This window comes from Salmonella sp. 741265055_HSA (genome assembly GCF_046569525.1).
GTDB classification, from domain to species: domain Bacteria; phylum Pseudomonadota; class Gammaproteobacteria; order Enterobacterales; family Enterobacteriaceae; genus Salmonella; species Salmonella enterica.
Genome location: NZ_JBKFSQ010000005.1, coordinates 69,972 through 87,576, shown reverse-complemented (window position 1 = coordinate 87,576; position 17,605 = coordinate 69,972). Strand labels below are relative to the sequence as shown.

18 protein-coding genes are annotated in these 17,605 nt (G+C 54.0%); 14 read left to right on the top strand and 4 right to left on the bottom strand.

The genetic code is table 11. The features are described 5' to 3' along the window. The first annotated feature begins 170 nt into the window (after positions 1 to 170). From brnQ to malZ, 3 genes are all read left to right on the top strand, one after another. On the top strand, positions 171 to 1,490 hold the full coding sequence (gene brnQ / locus ACLD4K_RS04445; RefSeq protein ID WP_000149625.1) for a branched-chain amino acid transporter carrier protein BrnQ: 1,320 nt from the start codon (positions 171 to 173) through the stop codon (positions 1,488 to 1,490). 74 nt (positions 1,491 to 1,564) lie between these two features. Then, on the top strand, positions 1,565 to 2,935 hold the full coding sequence (gene proY, locus ACLD4K_RS04440) for a proline-specific permease ProY (protein ID WP_183059574.1): 1,371 nt from the start codon (positions 1,565 to 1,567) through the stop codon (positions 2,933 to 2,935). A 161-nt stretch (positions 2,936 to 3,096) separates the two neighbouring features. Then, the gene (gene malZ / locus ACLD4K_RS04435; protein WP_411011440.1) at positions 3,097 to 4,914 is read left to right on the top strand and encodes a maltodextrin glucosidase; all 1,818 of its coding nucleotides are present in this window, start codon (positions 3,097 to 3,099) and stop codon (positions 4,912 to 4,914) included. Between the two features lie 70 nt (positions 4,915 to 4,984). Here the strand turns inward: malZ and ACLD4K_RS04430 are convergent, their stop codons facing one another. Further along, a complete protein-coding gene (locus ACLD4K_RS04430; RefSeq protein ID WP_000244731.1) occupies positions 4,985 to 5,587 on the bottom strand; it encodes a peroxiredoxin in 603 nt (200 codons plus the stop codon). A gap of 209 nt (positions 5,588 to 5,796) precedes the next feature. Continuing rightward, positions 5,797 to 6,378, bottom strand: a complete 582-nt coding sequence (gene acpH / locus ACLD4K_RS04425) for an ACP phosphodiesterase (RefSeq protein WP_001009858.1) — start codon at positions 6,376 to 6,378, stop codon at positions 5,797 to 5,799. Between the two features lie 93 nt (positions 6,379 to 6,471). Here acpH and queA point away from each other — a divergent pair, with 93 nt between their 5' ends. The 7 genes from queA (at position 6,472) to ACLD4K_RS04390 (ending at position 13,058) form a co-directional block, all read left to right on the top strand. After that, the gene (queA, locus tag ACLD4K_RS04420) at positions 6,472 to 7,536 is read left to right on the top strand and encodes a tRNA preQ1(34) S-adenosylmethionine ribosyltransferase-isomerase QueA (RefSeq protein WP_411011439.1); all 1,065 of its coding nucleotides are present in this window, start codon (positions 6,472 to 6,474) and stop codon (positions 7,534 to 7,536) included. A gap of 196 nt (positions 7,537 to 7,732) precedes the next feature. Then, entirely contained in the window at positions 7,733 to 8,860 is a 1,128-nt protein-coding gene (gene tgt / locus ACLD4K_RS04415; RefSeq protein ID WP_000667305.1) for a tRNA guanosine(34) transglycosylase Tgt, read from the top strand. A 22-nt stretch (positions 8,861 to 8,882) separates the two neighbouring features. Beyond that, positions 8,883 to 9,215 carry a preprotein translocase subunit YajC gene (yajC, locus tag ACLD4K_RS04410; protein ID WP_000007628.1) on the top strand — a complete coding sequence of 111 codons (333 nt, stop codon included), beginning with the start codon at positions 8,883 to 8,885 and terminating at the stop codon, positions 9,213 to 9,215. 27 nt (positions 9,216 to 9,242) lie between these two features. Continuing rightward, entirely contained in the window at positions 9,243 to 11,090 is a 1,848-nt protein-coding gene (gene secD / locus ACLD4K_RS04405; RefSeq protein ID WP_000934811.1) for a protein translocase subunit SecD, read from the top strand. Positions 11,091 to 11,100: 10 nt separating this feature from the next. Further along, positions 11,101 to 12,072, top strand: coding sequence for a protein translocase subunit SecF (secF, locus tag ACLD4K_RS04400; protein ID WP_000046629.1), 972 nt, complete (start codon positions 11,101 to 11,103; stop codon positions 12,070 to 12,072). Positions 12,073 to 12,165: 93 nt separating this feature from the next. Continuing rightward, positions 12,166 to 12,513: an HNH nuclease YajD gene (gene yajD, locus ACLD4K_RS04395; protein WP_000974818.1), complete on the top strand. Its 348-nt coding sequence runs from the start codon at positions 12,166 to 12,168 to the stop codon at positions 12,511 to 12,513. A gap of 437 nt (positions 12,514 to 12,950) precedes the next feature. Next, complete coding sequence (locus ACLD4K_RS04390) at positions 12,951 to 13,058, top strand: type I toxin-antitoxin system toxin Ldr family protein (RefSeq protein ID WP_000176312.1); 108 nt, start codon at positions 12,951 to 12,953, stop codon at positions 13,056 to 13,058. Positions 13,059 to 13,141: 83 nt separating this feature from the next. Here the strand turns inward: ACLD4K_RS04390 and ACLD4K_RS04385 are convergent, their stop codons facing one another. Then, entirely contained in the window at positions 13,142 to 14,005 is an 864-nt protein-coding gene (locus ACLD4K_RS04385; RefSeq protein ID WP_000752021.1) for a nucleoside-specific channel-forming protein Tsx, read from the bottom strand. Between the two features lie 299 nt (positions 14,006 to 14,304). Continuing rightward, the gene (locus tag ACLD4K_RS04380) at positions 14,305 to 14,844 is read right to left on the bottom strand and encodes a DUF3251 domain-containing protein (RefSeq protein ID WP_000198486.1); all 540 of its coding nucleotides are present in this window, start codon (positions 14,842 to 14,844) and stop codon (positions 14,305 to 14,307) included. Between the two features lie 151 nt (positions 14,845 to 14,995). On the opposite strand from ACLD4K_RS04380, the gene nrdR reads away from it, so the two are divergent. The 4 genes from nrdR to nusB all read left to right on the top strand — a co-directional run bounded on the left by nrdR (position 14,996) and on the right by nusB (position 17,551). Continuing rightward, a complete protein-coding gene (gene nrdR, locus ACLD4K_RS04375) occupies positions 14,996 to 15,445 on the top strand; it encodes a transcriptional regulator NrdR (RefSeq protein ID WP_000543533.1) in 450 nt (149 codons plus the stop codon). A 3-nt stretch (positions 15,446 to 15,448) separates the two neighbouring features. Continuing rightward, positions 15,449 to 16,552 carry a bifunctional diaminohydroxyphosphoribosylaminopyrimidine deaminase/5-amino-6-(5-phosphoribosylamino)uracil reductase RibD gene (gene ribD, locus ACLD4K_RS04370; RefSeq protein WP_411011438.1) on the top strand — a complete coding sequence of 368 codons (1,104 nt, stop codon included), beginning with the start codon at positions 15,449 to 15,451 and terminating at the stop codon, positions 16,550 to 16,552. A gap of 88 nt (positions 16,553 to 16,640) precedes the next feature. After that, a complete protein-coding gene (gene ribE / locus ACLD4K_RS04365) occupies positions 16,641 to 17,111 on the top strand; it encodes a 6,7-dimethyl-8-ribityllumazine synthase (RefSeq protein WP_001021370.1) in 471 nt (156 codons plus the stop codon). A gap of 20 nt (positions 17,112 to 17,131) precedes the next feature. Then, positions 17,132 to 17,551, top strand: coding sequence for a transcription antitermination factor NusB (nusB, locus tag ACLD4K_RS04360; RefSeq protein WP_000801129.1), 420 nt, complete (start codon positions 17,132 to 17,134; stop codon positions 17,549 to 17,551). Positions 17,552 to 17,605: the final 54 nt, after the last annotated feature.

The following is a 17,605-nucleotide window of genomic DNA, read 5'->3' as shown; positions in this document are numbered from 1 at the left end:
GTGCTGTCATTACGACTGCATTTGCGCGGTAAATCGAAAAACAATTCTTCGCCGCATCGGTCCGGGAGCTTTTCCCGCTGAAATTGATAAAAAACGCCGCTTTATAATCCTCCGGGAAAGGCAAAAATTTTAATGTTTACAACATCACCATCCACAGGCAGTAAGACTTTATGACCCATCAGTTAAAATCGCGCGATATCATCGCCCTGGGCTTTATGACATTTGCGCTGTTCGTTGGCGCAGGCAATATTATCTTTCCTCCTATGGTCGGTTTGCAGGCGGGTGAACACGTCTGGACAGCCGCTATTGGCTTTCTGATTACCGCCGTGGGGCTACCGGTTCTTACTGTTGTGGCGCTGGCGAAAGTCGGCGGCGGCGTAGACAGCCTCAGTACGCCGATTGGTAAAGTGGCGGGACTCCTGCTGGCGACCGTTTGCTATCTGGCCGTCGGGCCGCTATTTGCGACGCCGCGTACCGCGACGGTGTCGTTTGAGGTCGGTATCGCTCCGTTGACCGGCGATTCTGCAATGCCGTTGCTGATTTACAGCGTGGTCTATTTCGCTATCGTTATTCTGGTTTCCCTCTATCCGGGTAAACTGCTGGATACGGTAGGGAATTTCCTGGCGCCGTTGAAAATTATTGCGCTGGTCATCCTTTCCGTCGCGGCTATCGTTTGGCCTGCCGGTCCAATCAGCAACGCCCTGGACGCTTATCAGAATGCGGCCTTTTCTAACGGATTTGTGAACGGCTATCTGACGATGGATACGCTGGGCGCGATGGTGTTTGGTATCGTTATTGTGAACGCGGCGCGTTCTCGCGGCGTTACCGAAGCGCGCCTGTTGACGCGTTACACGGTCTGGGCCGGCCTGATGGCGGGCGTGGGGCTGACGCTGCTTTACCTTGCCTTGTTCCGCTTAGGTTCTGACAGCGCGACGCTGGTCGATCAGTCAGCGAACGGCGCGGCGATTCTTCATGCCTACGTTCAGCATACCTTTGGCGGCGCGGGAAGCTTCCTGCTGGCGGCGCTGATCTTTATCGCGTGTCTGGTGACGGCGGTGGGGCTGACCTGCGCCTGCGCTGAGTTTTTCGCGCAGTATATTCCGCTGTCTTACCGCACGCTGGTCTTTATTCTCGGCGGCTTCTCGATGGTGGTGTCAAACCTTGGACTGAGCCATCTGATTCAAATCTCCATTCCGGTGCTGACCGCTATCTATCCGCCGTGTATCGCACTGGTTGTATTAAGTTTTACCCGCTCATGGTGGCATAATTCCACCCGCATCATCGCGCCGGCCATGTTTATCAGTCTGCTTTTTGGTATCCTTGACGGCATCAAAGCATCTGCCTTTGGCGATATGTTGCCAGCCTGGAGTCAGCGTTTGCCGCTGGCGGAACAGGGACTGGCGTGGTTGATGCCAACGGTGGTGATGGTGATCCTGGCGATTATCTGGGATCGCGCGGCGGGTCGGCAGGTGACCTCCAGCGCTCACTAAAATCGCTGACATATGTGTACACCACGGGGCTTAACGCCCCGTGGTTTTTTATTGTATTGATAGGTCAGAAATTGATGGAAAGCAATAATAAGCTAAAGCGTGGGCTGAGCACCCGGCACATTCGCTTTATGGCATTAGGTTCGGCAATCGGCACCGGCCTGTTTTACGGCTCGGCGGACGCCATCAAAATGGCGGGGCCGAGCGTGCTGTTGGCCTATATTATTGGCGGGGTCGCGGCATATATCATTATGCGCGCATTGGGGGAAATGTCCGTTCACAACCCTGCCGCCAGCTCATTTTCGCGCTATGCGCAGGAAAACCTCGGCCCGCTTGCGGGCTACATTACCGGCTGGACCTACTGTTTTGAGATCCTGATCGTCGCCATTGCCGACGTGACCGCGTTCGGCATTTACATGGGGGTCTGGTTCCCCGCCGTGCCGCACTGGATTTGGGTGCTTAGCGTGGTGCTGATCATTTGCGCTATCAACCTGATGAGCGTCAAGGTGTTCGGCGAGCTGGAGTTTTGGTTCTCCTTCTTCAAAGTCGCCACCATTATTATCATGATTGTCGCGGGTATCGGCATCATTGTGTGGGGAATTGGCAACGGCGGGCAGCCCACCGGCATTCATAACCTGTGGAGCAACGGCGGCTTCTTCAGCAATGGCTGGCTGGGAATGATCATGTCGCTGCAAATGGTGATGTTCGCTTACGGCGGGATTGAAATTATCGGTATCACCGCCGGGGAAGCGAAAGACCCGGAGAAATCCATTCCGCGCGCTATTAACTCAGTACCGATGCGTATCCTGGTATTTTATGTCGGCACGCTGTTCGTCATTATGTCTATCTATCCGTGGAATCAGGTCGGCACAGACGGCAGCCCATTTGTGCTGACGTTCCAGCATATGGGGATTACCTTTGCCGCCAGCATTCTGAACTTTGTGGTATTGACCGCCTCGCTTTCCGCTATCAACTCCGATGTGTTTGGCGTAGGCCGTATGCTGCATGGTATGGCGGAGCAGGGGAGCGCGCCGAAAATCTTTGCTAAAACGTCACGCCGTGGTATTCCGTGGGTCACTGTGCTGGTGATGACGATTGCGCTGCTGTTTGCGGTTTACCTGAACTACATCATGCCGGAAAACGTCTTCCTGGTGATTGCCTCGCTGGCGACGTTTGCGACGGTATGGGTATGGATTATGATCCTGCTGTCGCAAATCGCCTTCCGCCGTCGTTTACCGCCGGAAGAGGTAAAAGCGTTGAAGTTTAAGGTGCCGGGCGGTGTCGTAACGACGATAGCGGGTCTGATTTTCCTGGTCTTCATTATTGCGCTTATCGGCTACCATCCGGATACCCGCATCTCACTGTATGTGGGCTTCGCCTGGATAGTTCTGCTGTTGATTGGCTGGATATTTAAACGCCGTCGCGACCGTCAATTGGCGCAGGCGTAGTCGTTTTTCTCTGCCTTATCCGGTCTGCAGGCAACGGTAGGCCGGATAAGCGGAGCTGCTTCTCCTCCTGGAGTCTCCTCCCCTAATAAACCCCTGGATGATGAGTTATCCTTTAAATCTCTATGGCAAGGTGGCCCCATTTTCAGTAGAGGGGATACGAGATGTTGAATGCCTTGCACTTACCGGTTGCCCCATTTGTGAAGCAACATAGCGATAAATTAACCATTACGCTGTGGCTGAGCGGAGAAAATCCGCCGTCTCGCGTGACGTTGCGCTCAGAATTCGATAATGAAGAAATCTCACTGGCGATGCGCAAACAGCGCCGCCAGCCGCAGCCGGGCGTGACGGCGTGGCGAGCGACGCTCAATATCGCGTTAGGGCAACCCCGTCGCCGTTACAGTTTTAAATTGCTTTGGCATGACCGCCAGCTTTGGTTTACGCCGCAGGGATTTAGCCGTTTTCCGCCTGCGCGTCTGGAACAATTTGCCGTTGATGCGCCGGATAGCGGCCCGCAGTGGGTCGCCGATCAAATTTTTTATCAGATCTTCCCGGATCGTTTTGCCCGCAGCGCGACGCGTGAAGCCGATCAGGACCGGGTGTACTACCATCATGCCGCGGGTCAGGAGATTGTGCTGCGCGACTGGGACGATCCTTTAACTCCCCAGGCGGGCGGTTCCACCTTTTACGGCGGCTGTCTGAATGGCATTTGTGAGAAGCTGCCGTATCTGAAAAAACTGGGCGTCACAGCGCTATATCTGAATCCGGTATTTACCGCGCCGAGCGTCCATAAGTACGACACGGAAGATTATCGCCATGTCGATCCGCAATTTGGCGGCGATCGGGCGCTGCTACGCCTGCGGCGTGAAACCCAGGCGCAGGGCATGAGGCTGGTGCTGGATGGCGTATTTAACCATAGCGGCGACTCGCATGCGTGGTTTGACAGGCATAACCGCAGCACTGGCGGCGCGTGCCATCACCCGGACTCGCCGTGGCGCGACTGGTACTCCTTTTCACCACAAGGCGTGGCGCTGGACTGGCTGGGTTATCCGAGCCTGCCGAAACTCGATTATCAATCAGAAACGCTGGTGGATGAGATCTATCGCGGTGAAGACAGTATCGTTCGTCACTGGCTAAAGGCTCCGTGGAATATGGACGGCTGGCGGCTGGATGTCGTACATATGCTGGGCGAGGCGGGCGGGGCGCGTCATAATTTGCAGCACGTCGCCGGTATTACCCGGGCGGCAAAAGAAGCGCAGCCCGAAGCCTATATTGTGGGGGAACATTTCGGCGATGCGCGGCAGTGGCTACAGGCCGATGCGGAAGATGCCGCCATGAATTATCGCGGCTTCACCTTCCCGCTGTGGGGATTTCTCGCCAATACTGATATCGCTTACGAACCACAGCATATCGATGCCCGGACCTGTATCGCGTGGATGGATAACTACCGCGCCGGATTATCGCACCAGCAGCAACTGCGCATGTTTAATCAACTCGACAGCCATGATACTGCGCGCTTTAAAACCTTGCTCGGTAAAGACGCGGCGCGCCTGCCGCTGGCGGTGGTCTGGCTGTTTACATGGCCCGGCGTGCCATGTATTTATTACGGCGATGAAGTCGGCGTGGACGGCGCAAATGACCCCATGTGCCGCAAACCGTTCCCGTGGGATGAACGCAAGCAGGACGGCAACTTGCTGGCGCTGTACCAGCGTATGGCGAAACTGCGCCGGCGCAGTCTGGCGCTACGTCGTGGCGGATGCCAGGCGCTGTATGCCGAAGGTGACGTAGTGGTATTCGTGCGAGTTTATCAGCAGCAGCGGGCGCTGGTGGCGATTAACCGGGGTGTGGCCTGTGAAGTGGCGCTGGAAGCGTTGCCGTTGCTGAACGTGGCCGGATGGCAATGTAAAACAGGAAGCGGTGACATCCGTGAGGGAAGACTTAATTTACCCGCGATTTCCGCGACGGTATGGATGAATCGTTGAGCCGGGGTGGTTCGTAACACTTCACGCATAAAAAAGCTCGCATTCGCGAGCCTTTTATCAATGCACTGACTTACAGGCTGGAAATGTTCTCAGCCAGGTATTTAGCCACGCCGTCCGGAGAGGCGTTCATGCCTTCTTTGCCTTTTTCCCACTGCGCCGGGCAGACATCGCCGTGCTCTTCGTGGAACTGCAACGCGTCGACCATACGCAGCATTTCGTCGATGTTACGACCCAGCGGCAGATCGTTTACGACCTGGTGGCGAACAATACCGTTTGCGTCAATCAGGAAAGAGCCGCGCAGCGCAACGCCTTCGTCCGGATGTTCGATGCCGTAAGCTTTCTGAATTTCACGCTTCACGTCGGCGACCATTGCGTATTTCACCGGGCCAATGCCGCCTTTATCGACAGGGGTGTTACGCCATGCGTTGTGGACGAACTCAGAGTCGAAAGAAACGCCGACCACTTCAACGCCGCGCTTCTGGAATTCTTCATAACGTTTATCGAAGGCGATCAGCTCAGACGGGCAAACAAAAGTGAAGTCCATCGGCCAGAAGAACAGAACGGTTGTTTTACCATTGGTGTGCTGTTTGAAGTTGAATTTATCAACAATCTCACCGCTACCCAGTACCGCCGCAGCGGTGAAATCCGGGGCCTGACGAGTAACCAGTACCATAATAATTCTCCTGCAATATTAAGGGTTTTAGAACGCAACGCGGGCAGTATAGGGAGGGCGAAGCGACAAAACAATGCGGTCTTGACAATCAATGAGACAGCTTTTGTCTATCGATCGGATCATTATAAATCGTAATGATGACCCCTTTATGACAGCGAACCATCTTTCTGCCAACGGCGGATCTGACGCACGCCCTCGCTATCAGGCCGTCACAGCGCTTTGCGGGCGGCCTGTGCCATCATACGCGGATAAAAATGCCAGAAGCGCTCTTCTAACGCGTCGTAGTGCGCGTCCAGATCGTACCAGGAATCACGCAAGGCATCCAGCCGGGGACGGCGATTCGCCATGCCATTCAGCACGTTTTGAATGAAATCCATATCGCGATACCGCTCTAACCATTTTTCTGACCAAAGATAATCATTTAGGTTGACAAAGCGCGGCGGGGAGTCGGGCAGAATCGTCGCGACCTGCGCATGGGCGTAGCCGACAAACGCCTGAAGTGGAAAATCAGGGGAGATTTGCGTCCAGTGGCGCGATAAAAAATGATCCCACATGACGTCCAGCGTAATGGGCGCCACGCGCCGCGTTTCATGGCGGAACCACTCTCGCGCCTCACGAACTTCCGGCAGGTTGTCGGTCATGACGTCAATACGCCGATGCATATAAATACCCTCTACCACGTCAGGAGGATAATGCGTTGCCGGGTTACCGCGGACAAAATCGGCCAGCAGATTACCGGAAAGCGAGCTGTCGGCAAGGTGCGCCAGATGCAGGTGAGCAAGAAAATTCATTATTGATTCTCTGTCCAAAAAGCGGGTAACGGTTGCAGCGGGAACGTCCCGGCACTAGACTACCCGCCTCTTATTTTAGTCTGAGTCAGAGTCATGCGCGTTACCGATTTTTCCTTTGAACTACCCGAATCCCTGATTGCCCACTACCCACAGCCGGAACGCAGTCGCTGCCGTTTGCTGTCATTAGAGGGGCCGACGGGCGCGCTGACGCACGGTACTTTCACCGATCTGCTCGATAAGCTCAACCCTGGCGATTTGCTGGTCTTCAATAATACCCGCGTGATCCCGGCGCGGCTCTTTGGCCGTAAAGCCAGCGGCGGCAAGATAGAAGTGCTGGTCGAACGTATGCTCGATGATAAACGTATCCTGGCGCATATTCGCGCTTCTAAAGCGCCAAAACCGGGCACGGAACTGCTACTGGGCGACGACGAAAGTATTCACGCGACCATGACCGCGCGTCACGGCGCTCTGTTTGAAGTTGAGTTTAATGACCCGCGTCCGGTGCTGGATATTCTTAACACCATCGGCCATATGCCGTTGCCGCCGTACATCGACCGTCCGGACGAAGACGCCGACCGCGAACTGTACCAGACGGTCTACAGTGAAAAACCGGGCGCCGTCGCCGCGCCGACCGCGGGGCTGCACTTTGATGAGCCGCTGCTGGCGGCGCTTCGTGAGAAAGGTGTCGAAATGGCGTTTGTTACGCTACACGTAGGCGCGGGCACTTTCCAGCCGGTGCGTGTCGATACCATTGAAGATCACATCATGCACTCCGAATATGCTGAGGTGCCGCAGGAGGTGGTCGACGCGGTGCTGGCGGCGAAAGCGCGCGGCAACCGGGTTATCGCCGTCGGCACGACCTCGGTACGCTCACTGGAAAGCGCGGCGCAGGCGGCAAAAAGCGATTTGATAGAGCCCTTCTTCGGCGATACGCAAATCTTTATTTATCCAGGTTATCAATACAAAGTGATTGATGCGCTGATCACCAACTTCCATCTGCCGGAATCGACGTTGATTATGCTGGTTTCCGCATTTGCCGGTTATCAACACACCATGAATGCCTATAAGACTGCGGTAGAACAAAAATATCGCTTTTTTAGCTACGGGGACGCGATGTTTATCACGTACAATCCGCAGGCTATTTTTGAGCGTCCGTAAGAAGGCTATCTCACTTGCCATTTTGACGCCGGGCAGTGCTCGCTATCCTCACGTACTGCGTGTACGCTCCGGTGACTGCGCGCTGGCCGACCCCAAACTGGCTGCGCCGATGACGCCTTCGGGAATTTATTAGCTATGGAATCATTCCGTAGCGAGTCGTTAAACGTCAGACTGTTTTTCTGACGCAGGAGTGATAATGAAATTTGAGTTAGATACCACCGATGGTCGCGCGCGTCGCGGTCGTCTGGTGTTTGATCGTGGCGTAGTGGAAACGCCTGCTTTTATGCCTGTGGGTACTTACGGTACCGTAAAAGGCATGACGCCGGAAGAAGTGGAAGCGACCGGCGCGCAGATTATTCTCGGCAACACTTTCCACCTGTGGCTGCGCCCGGGTCAGGAAATCATGAAGCTGCATGGCGACCTGCACGATTTTATGCAGTGGAAAGGGCCGATTCTCACCGATTCCGGCGGCTTCCAGGTCTTCAGCCTCGGCGATATTCGTAAGATTACCGAGCAAGGTGTGCACTTCCGTAACCCGATCAACGGCGATCCGATTTTCCTCGATCCGGAAAAGTCGATGGAGATCCAGTACGATCTCGGTTCCGATATCGTGATGATCTTTGATGAATGTACGCCGTACCCGGCAGACTGGGACTATGCTAAACGCTCGATGGAGATGTCGTTGCGTTGGGCGAAGCGTAGCCGCGACCGTTTTGATAGCCTTGGCAATAAGAATGCGCTTTTTGGCATCATTCAGGGCAGCGTTTACGAAGATTTACGCGATATCTCGGTGAAAGGTCTGGTAGAGATTGGCTTTGATGGCTACGCTGTCGGCGGTTTGGCTGTTGGTGAGCCGAAAGCAGATATGCACCGCATTCTGGAGCACGTTTGCCCGCAGATCCCGGCTGACAAACCGCGTTACCTGATGGGCGTGGGTAAACCGGAAGATCTGGTGGAAGGGGTGCGTCGCGGTATTGATATGTTTGACTGTGTCATGCCAACGCGAAATGCCCGTAATGGTCATCTGTTTGTGACCGACGGCGTGGTGAAGATTCGTAATGCAAAGCATAAAAGCGACACCAGCCCGCTTGACGCCGAGTGCGATTGCTACACCTGTCGCAATTATTCACGCGCTTACTTGCATCATCTTGACCGTTGCAACGAAATATTAGGTGCGCGTCTCAATACCATTCATAACTTGCGTTACTACCAGCGTTTGATGGCGGGTTTACGCAAGGCTATTGAAGAGGGTAAATTAGAGAGCTTCGTAACCGAGTTTTACCAACGTCAGGGGCGACCCGTTCCACCTTTGAACGTTGATTAATTTTAATAATGAGGGAATTTGAATGAGCTTTTTTATTTCTGATGCGGTAGCGGCAACAGGTGCTCCGGCGCAGGGCAGCCCGATGTCTCTGATTTTAATGCTGGTGGTGTTTGGTCTGATTTTCTATTTCATGATCCTGCGCCCGCAGCAGAAGCGCACCAAAGAGCACAAAAAGCTGATGGACTCCATTGCGAAAGGTGATGAAGTTCTGACGAATGGCGGTCTGGTTGGTCGAGTGACCAAAGTAGCGGAAGCCGGCTACATTGCCATCGCGCTGAATGACACCACGGAAGTGGTTATCAAACGTGACTTCGTAGCTGCCGTTCTGCCGAAAGGCACCATGAAGGCGCTGTAATATTTCGTTTTCCCAAAGGGAACTGCCGTGTTAAACCGTTATCCTTTGTGGAAGTACATCATGCTGGTCGTCGTAATTATCGTCGGCCTGCTTTACGCACTTCCCAACCTGTATGGTGAGGATCCGGCTGTTCAAATCACTGGCGTGCGCGGCGTCGCCGCCAGTGAGCAAACGCTGATCCAGGTCCAGAAAACGTTACAAGAAGAAAAAATTCCCGCTAAGTCTGTGGCACTGGAAGAGGGCGCTATTCTTGCGCGCTTCGACACCACCGATACCCAGCTACGCGCCCGTGAAGCACTGATGAGCGTGCTGGGGGATAAATATGTCGTGGCGCTTAACCTTGCGCCGGCTACGCCGCGCTGGTTGGCGGCTATTCACGCCGATCCGATGAAGCTCGGTCTTGATCTGCGCGGCGGCGTTCACTTCCTGATGGAAGTGGATATGGATACCGCGTTAGGTAAACTCCAGGAACAAAATATCGATAGCCTGCGCAGCGATCTGCGTGAAAAAGGCATTCCTTATACCACCGTTCGTAAAGAAAATAATTATGGGCTGAGCATCACGTTCCGTGACAGCAAAGCGCGTGATGAGGCGATCGCCTATCTGACGCCGCGTCATCGTGACCTGGTGATTTCCAGCCAGAGCGGCAATCAACTTCGCGCGGTAATGACCGACGCGCGCCTGAGCGAAGCGCGTGAATACGCCGTTCAGCAGAACATTAATATTCTGCGTAACCGTGTTAACCAACTGGGCGTCGCGGAGCCAGTCGTACAACGTCAGGGCGCAGACCGTATTGTGGTTGAGCTGCCGGGTATCCAGGATACCGCTCGCGCGAAAGAAATTCTCGGCGCGACCGCGACGCTGGAATTCCGTCTGGTGAATACTAACGTTGACCAGGCCGCCGCTGCCGCCGGGCGCGTACCGGGTGATTCCGAAGTGAAACAGACCCGCGAAGGTCAGCCAGTGGTATTGTACAAACGCGTGATCCTCACCGGCGACCATATCACCGACTCGACGTCCAGCCAGGATGAATATAACCAACCGCAGGTTAACATCTCGCTGGATAGCGCTGGCGGCAATATCATGTCTAACTTCACTAAGGACAATATCGGCAAACCGATGGCGACCCTGTTTGTGGAGTATAAAGACAGTGGTAAGAAAGACGCTAACGGTCGCGCCGTACTGGTGAAACAGGAAGAGGTGATTAACATTGCCAACATCCAGTCTCGGCTGGGTAACAGCTTCCGTATTACCGGTATCAGCAACCCGAACGAAGCGCGCCAGCTCTCGTTGTTGCTGCGCGCGGGTGCCCTGATTGCGCCGATTCAGATCGTTGAAGAGCGCACCATTGGCCCAACTCTGGGTATGCAGAACATCAAGCAGGGCCTGGAAGCCTGTCTGGCCGGTCTGGTGGTCTCCATCCTGTTCATGATCTTCTTCTATAAGAAGTTTGGTCTGATTGCGACCAGCGCGTTAGTGGCTAACCTGGTGTTGATTGTCGGTATCATGTCGCTGTTGCCGGGGGCAACGCTCAGTATGCCGGGGATTGCGGGTATCGTGTTAACCCTTGCGGTGGCGGTCGACGCCAACGTTCTGATTAACGAACGTATCAAAGAAGAGTTGAGTAATGGCCGCACGGTACAGCAGGCGATAAACGAAGGCTATGCCGGCGCGTTCAGTTCCATCTTCGATGCGAACATCACGACGCTGATTAAAGTCATCATTCTGTATGCTGTCGGTACCGGGGCAATTAAAGGGTTCGCGATTACGACCGGTATCGGTGTGGCGACGTCGATGTTTACCGCGATTATCGGTACGCGTGCTATCGTAAACCTGCTATATGGCGGCAAGCGCGTCACTAAGCTGTCAATCTGAGGAGTGCGATGTGGCACAGGAATACACTGTTGAACAACTAAACCACGGCCGTAAAGTCTATGACTTTATGCGCTGGGACTTCTGGGCATTCGGCATCTCCGGGCTGTTGCTGATCGCGGCCATTGTCATTATGGGCGTACGCGGGTTTAACTGGGGGCTGGATTTCACCGGTGGTACGGTAATTGAAATCACGCTGGAAAAACCGGCTGAAATGGACGTGATGCGCGAAGCGCTGCAAAAAGCGGGCTATGAAGAGCCGCAGTTGCAGAACTTTGGCAGCAGTCACGACATTATGGTGCGTATGCCGCCAACCGAAGGTGAAACCGGCGGTCAGGTACTGGGTAGCAAAGTGGTGACGATCATTAATGAAGCCACCAACCAGAACGCGGCCGTGAAGCGTATTGAATTCGTGGGGCCAAGCGTGGGCGCCGATCTGGCGCAAACCGGCGCCATGGCGCTGCTGGTGGCGTTGATCTCTATCCTCGTTTATGTCGGTTTCCGCTTTGAGTGGCGACTGGCGGCAGGGGTGGTCATCGCGCTGGCGCACGACGTGATCATTACGCTGGGGATACTGTCGCTTTTCCATATCGAGATTGACCTGACCATTGTGGCATCATTGATGTCGGTGATCGGTTACTCGCTGAACGACAGTATCGTGGTCTCCGACCGTATTCGTGAAAACTTCCGCAAAATCCGTCGCGGGACGCCTTATGAAATCTTTAACGTGTCGCTGACCCAGACGTTGCACCGTACGTTGATTACCTCCGGGACAACGTTAGTGGTAATTCTGATGCTGTACCTCTTCGGCGGTCCGGTACTGGAAGGCTTCTCGCTGACGATGCTGATCGGTGTCTCTATTGGTACGGCATCTTCTATCTATGTCGCATCGGCGCTGGCGCTGAAACTCGGTATGAAGCGCGAGCATATGCTGCAGCAGAAAGTCGAAAAAGAAGGGGCGGATCAACCGTCCATTCTGCCGTAAGCTGGCGTTAACATGACTGAAAAAAGCCGCAACATCGCAGGGTGCTGCGGCTTTTTATTATCCAGAATAAACTCGATTGCATGAGGAACTATCATGGCTATCATCCCAAAAAACTACGCGCGCCTGGAAAGCGGCTATCGTGAAAAAGCGCTGAAGCTGTTTCCGTGGGTGTGCGGACGTTGTTCCCGTGAGTTTGTGTATTCAAATCTGCGTGAGCTGACGGTGCATCATATCGATCATGACCACACCAATAATCCGGAAGACGGCAGCAACTGGGAGCTATTGTGCCTCTACTGCCACGATCATGAGCATTCTAAATATACCGAAGCCGATCAATACGGTTCGACGGTCATTGCCGGGGAAGATGCGCAAAAAGATGTCGGCGAGGCGACTTATAACCCGTTTGCCGATCTGAAAGCGATGATGAACAAGAAGAAATAAGCAGACTGCTGGCAAAGCTGTTGGTGCTGTTGAATGTTAGGTTACGCTTCGCTCCACCCAACGGAATCCGCAATATAAATGAATTATTGGTTTTCGTAGGTCGGATGCAATCTGACATTTTTTCAGCCCCGGAGTTTGTCGCCAGCCCCAAACGTCCTGTAACGCATACATTGTCACTGGAATCCCGATCGCAAGGTTGGGATTTTTTTGTTTTTAATTCATGCCGATACTGGCGAGCAGAGTAGAATCAGCGGTAAGCCGGGGCAACCCGGTGAGGCGCAATGTTGCGGGGGCTTGATCCCCGGTGGCCTTGTCGCTGGAAAGAGAAAACCCCCGCACATTGTTCGGTATTCACCGGCAACATTACGGGGGCTAACTTGACCCTAGACAAGTTGAGGATAGCCGCGAACCGTTGCCATTGCAACAAAGGCGGCAATATGACGCTCACAGAGTTGAGCATTACTATCTGGCACGATCTGGCGGCACCAACGCTGGTCGGGATTGCGACAGGTCTGTTTTTAGGCTGGTGGCATCGCCGGAAGTAATGTGAAGTGGGCGCGACTCGCCGCCGCATGGCAGCATGCGCCCGAAACGGGCCAGAGGGCGACCTCTGGCCTTTTTTGCAGGTTTAGAAGTTATAACCCACGACCAGGTAGCCGCCCCAGCCGGTAGATTTCGCGCTGAAATCGCCGTCGCCCCAGTTCAGTTTTGCGCCATTCTGCCACTGTCCGCCGTTATGGAAGTAACGCGCAACGACCGAGTAGTGCCAGTGATCGTAGTTCAGCGCCAGGATATGGCTGGAAGCGATGGAATTGCTGGTACGGTTCGGATCGTCGCCTAAATCAGATCCCCAGTCAAAGTTGGTAAAGCCGATATAGCTCAGTTTACCGCCCCACAGATCGGTGATGGGGACGAAGTATTTCACTTTGAAACGGTAGCCGTCCCATTCGTTTTCATTGGACGCGCCGTAGTTTTGCCACTGATATTTCGCATACACGTTCAGCGACAGGCCCATCGGCAGGCCGGTGTCAATATCGGTCCCCAGACCCATATACCACGTGCTCTGGCGGCTGGCTTTGTTATCGCCCATATCGTAGATGTAGTTGTTGGCGAAATACCACTCTTTAAACGGGCCGAAGCTCAGGTCTGCGCCGGTCAGCTTATCAATCGAGAAACGCGGTTCGATTTCCATGAACAGCGGAGAACCGTCGGACCAGATACCTTTATCGTTGCCGTTACCCCAATCAAAGGTTTTGGGAATATCGATATAGCCGTAGAAATCAAACCAGTCTTTTTTGGCAAATGCTTCATATTCCAGATAGACGTCGTTGTTCAATTTCGGCGAGAAACGGGTATGGTAGCTGCCTACCACGTTTACGCTCTGGTGCCACCAGTCGGACAAATACTGCGGCTGATCATTTTCTGCTGCGTTAGCAGTAAAAGATGAGGTGAGCGCCAGCGCTGCGCTGACTGCGAGTAAAGTTTTTTTCATATGTATGCCACTGTTTGAAATCCCTTACGGGAGTGAAAAGAACGCAATTTGCGTTTCTAAATATTTCGTGTTTCTGCGGAGCCTATTATAAAAATCATTGCTCACAAAAATATGTCTTGTTTCACATATCTATCATTTACGTAATCGATTGCGTTCACGTTTGCGCATTTTAGGTGCGGCGACAGTACTGTCTTTCATGAATATTACCAATCTATGTTATAAATGACGGAAATGTCAGTAGGGCAACAAAAGTCGCGCGGGGGATGTTGCGGAACGCACAAAACGCTCCGCCAGAACGTTTATTGATTAACAGGCTGAATATCATGGATGCGAATGAAGCCTAACTGCGCCGGAGTGATCCCCTTCAACGGTAACGAAATATTGACATCACTGGGCGCCAGCAAGCTGGCAGGCGCATTTACCAGAAGGCTCTGTGCATTCACCTCTTGATAGTTCTCCGTAGTGCCCTGAATTTGCCCGTACTCTACGGTAGCGCTGAATGCCGGCAGCGGATCGCGGGACTCGCCCTGAATGCGTAACGTTGCGTGAGCGCCGTCTGCGACAGGCGTAATCTCCAGCAATGTCATACGTAGCGTACCGATCTGACTCTCCAGCCGGGCAGGCGTATTGGCGCCAGGCAACAAATAGACGCCGCGGGTTGACTCCGCATTCAGCTTATTTTGTTGGGTAATTTTTACCGTTTCCTGATTCAGTTGGGTCATCTCTTTATTCAGGGTGCTAATGCTTTGATGCATCTGGCGAACTTCGCTCTGCGGCGCGCAGGCGGTCAGGCTCAAGAGACTTCCCACCAGGAGAATTCTTAGGTAACGTCTTGTCATGTCGATCATTTCCTTCATGGTACGATAGCGTAATGGTAGTGCGCTATACGCATAAAGGCACCGATCCTTTATCTCAAAAGCGCTCCGCCTTTGTTGTCGCGCCAGTTCAGGGTAAAATAGTGTTTTCTAAATCATCTGGTCAGGACGCCGTATGCATTGCCCATTTTGTTTCGCCGTAGATACCAAAGTCATTGACTCTCGTCTTGTAGGCGAGGGCTCGTCCGTGCGCCGCCGTCGGCAGTGCCTGGTGTGTAATGAACGCTTTACGACCTTTGAAGTGGCTGAACTGGTCATGCCGCGCGTGATAAAAAGCAACGATGTGCGCGAACCCTTTAATGAGGATAAGCTGCGTAGCGGCATGTTGAGAGCGCTGGAAAAAAGACCCGTCAGCGCAGACGATGTTGAAATGGCATTGAATCATATTAAGTCACAATTACGTGCCACTGGCGAGCGTGAAGTTCCCAGCAAGATGATTGGCAACCTGGTCATGGAGCAACTGAAAAAACTCGATAAAGTCGCGTATATTCGCTTTGCCTCCGTCTATCGCAGTTTCGAAGATATCAAAGACTTTGGCGAAGAAATCGCTCGCCTACAGGACTAAGCCATGCAGGATGAGTTTTACATGGCGCGAGCGCTCAAACTGGCGCAGCGTGGACGTTTCACCACTCACCCCAACCCTAATGTCGGCTGTGTCATTGTTAACAATGGCGACATCGTCGGCGAAGGTTATCACCAGCGCGCCGGAGAGCCGCACGCCGAGGTCCATGCGCTGCGGATGGCGGGCACAAAAGCCAAAGGCGCAACCGCCTATGTCACGCTTGAACCCTGTAGCCATCATGGGCGAACGCCGCCATGTTGCGATGCGCTGATTGCGGCCGGCGTCGCGCGCGTGGTCGCCGCGATGCAGGACCCAAATCCACAGGTCGCCGGGCGCGGGCTGTATCGCCTGCAACAGGCGGGTATTGCGGTCAGCCACGGGTTAATGATGAGTGAAGCGGAGGCGCTCAATAAAGGCTTCCTCAAGCGGATGCGTACCGGATTCCCTTATCTTCAGCTTAAACTGGGTGCCTCCGTGGATGGACGGACGGCGATGGCCAGCGGCGAAAGCCAGTGGATCACCTCGCCGCAGGCCCGGCGCGACGTTCAGCGCTTGCGTGCGCAAAGTCACGCTATTTTAACCAGTAGCGCGACGGTATTGGCTGACGATCCGGCCTTGACGGTGCGTTGGGCGGAGCTAGACGCTTCTACGCAGGCGTCTTACCCGCAGGAAAATCTGCGCCAGCCGGTGCGAATTGTTATCGACAGCCAAAACCGGGTAACGCCTGCGCATCGTATTGTGCAGCAGCCTGGCGAAACGTGGATCGCGCGTACCCAGGAAGATAGCCGCGCGTGGCCCGATGCGGTTCGTACTATCAGCGTGCCGGCGCACAACGGACATTTGGATCTGGTTGTGCTGATGATGCAGTTAGGCAGGCAGCAGATTAATAGCATATGGGTTGAAGCCGGACCGGGACTGGCGGGCGCGTTGCTGCAAGCCGGGCTGGTGGATGAACTGATTGTCTATGTCGCGCCTAAATTGTTGGGAACCCAGGCGCGGGGATTATGCGAATTGCCGGGGCTTGAGAAGCTCGCCGACGCGCCGCAATTTACCTTCAGCGAAATACGCCATGTCGGCCCGGATGTTTGCCTGCATATGGTGAGCGCATGAGTTCTCCCGTCGAAAGGGGAGCAGCGCTCAAATTATTATGATAAAATCCGCCCCCCTGCGGGGCCAAATGAACCCTGGAAGAGAGAATATGAACATTATTAAAGCTAACGTTGCAGCCCCTGACGCTCGCGTCGCCATCACTATTGCGCGTTTCAATCAGTTTATCAACGACAGCCTGCTGGATGGCGCGGTTGATGCCCTGACGCGTATTGGTCAGGTAAAAGATGATAATATTACCGTAGTGTGGGTGCCTGGCGCCTATGAACTGCCGCTGGCGACCGATGCGCTGGCGAAAAGCGGTAAATATGACGCCGTGGTTGCGCTGGGAACCGTGATTCGCGGGGGGACTGCGCACTTTGAATATGTGGCAGGCGGCGCCAGCAATGGCCTGGCAAGCGTTGCCCAGGACAGCGGCGTGCCGGTAGCCTTTGGTGTTCTGACCACCGAGAGTATTGAACAAGCCATCGAACGTGCTGGTACAAAAGCCGGTAATAAAGGCGCAGAAGCTGCGCTGACCGCGCTTGAAATGATTAATGTATTGAAAGCCATTAAGGCCTGATTTTTTGTAAGGGGAATTCCGTGAAACCTGCTGCTCGTCGCCGCGCCCGTGAGTGTGCCGTCCAGGCGCTTTACTCCTGGCAGTTGTCCCAGAACGACATCGCTGATGTTGAATACCAGTTCCTGGCGGAACAGGACGTAAAAGACGTCGACGTTCTCTATTTCCGTGAACTGCTATCCGGGGTGGCGACTAACAGCGCGTACCTGGATGGTTTAATGAAACCGTATCTGTCCCGCCTGCTTGAAGAGCTGGGACAGGTTGAAAAAGCCGTGCTGCGTATTGCGTTGTTTGAGCTGTCAAAACGCAGCGATGTGCCTTATAAAGTGGCCATCAACGAAGCGATTGAACTGGCGAAAACCTTTGGCGCTGAAGACAGCCACAAATTCGTCAACGGCGTACTGGATAAAGCAGCTCCGGTGATTCGTCCCAACAAAAAGTGATTCACAGGCCGGAAAGATAGCGGGCGATCGATACCCGCCGTCTCCGGCCTTTTC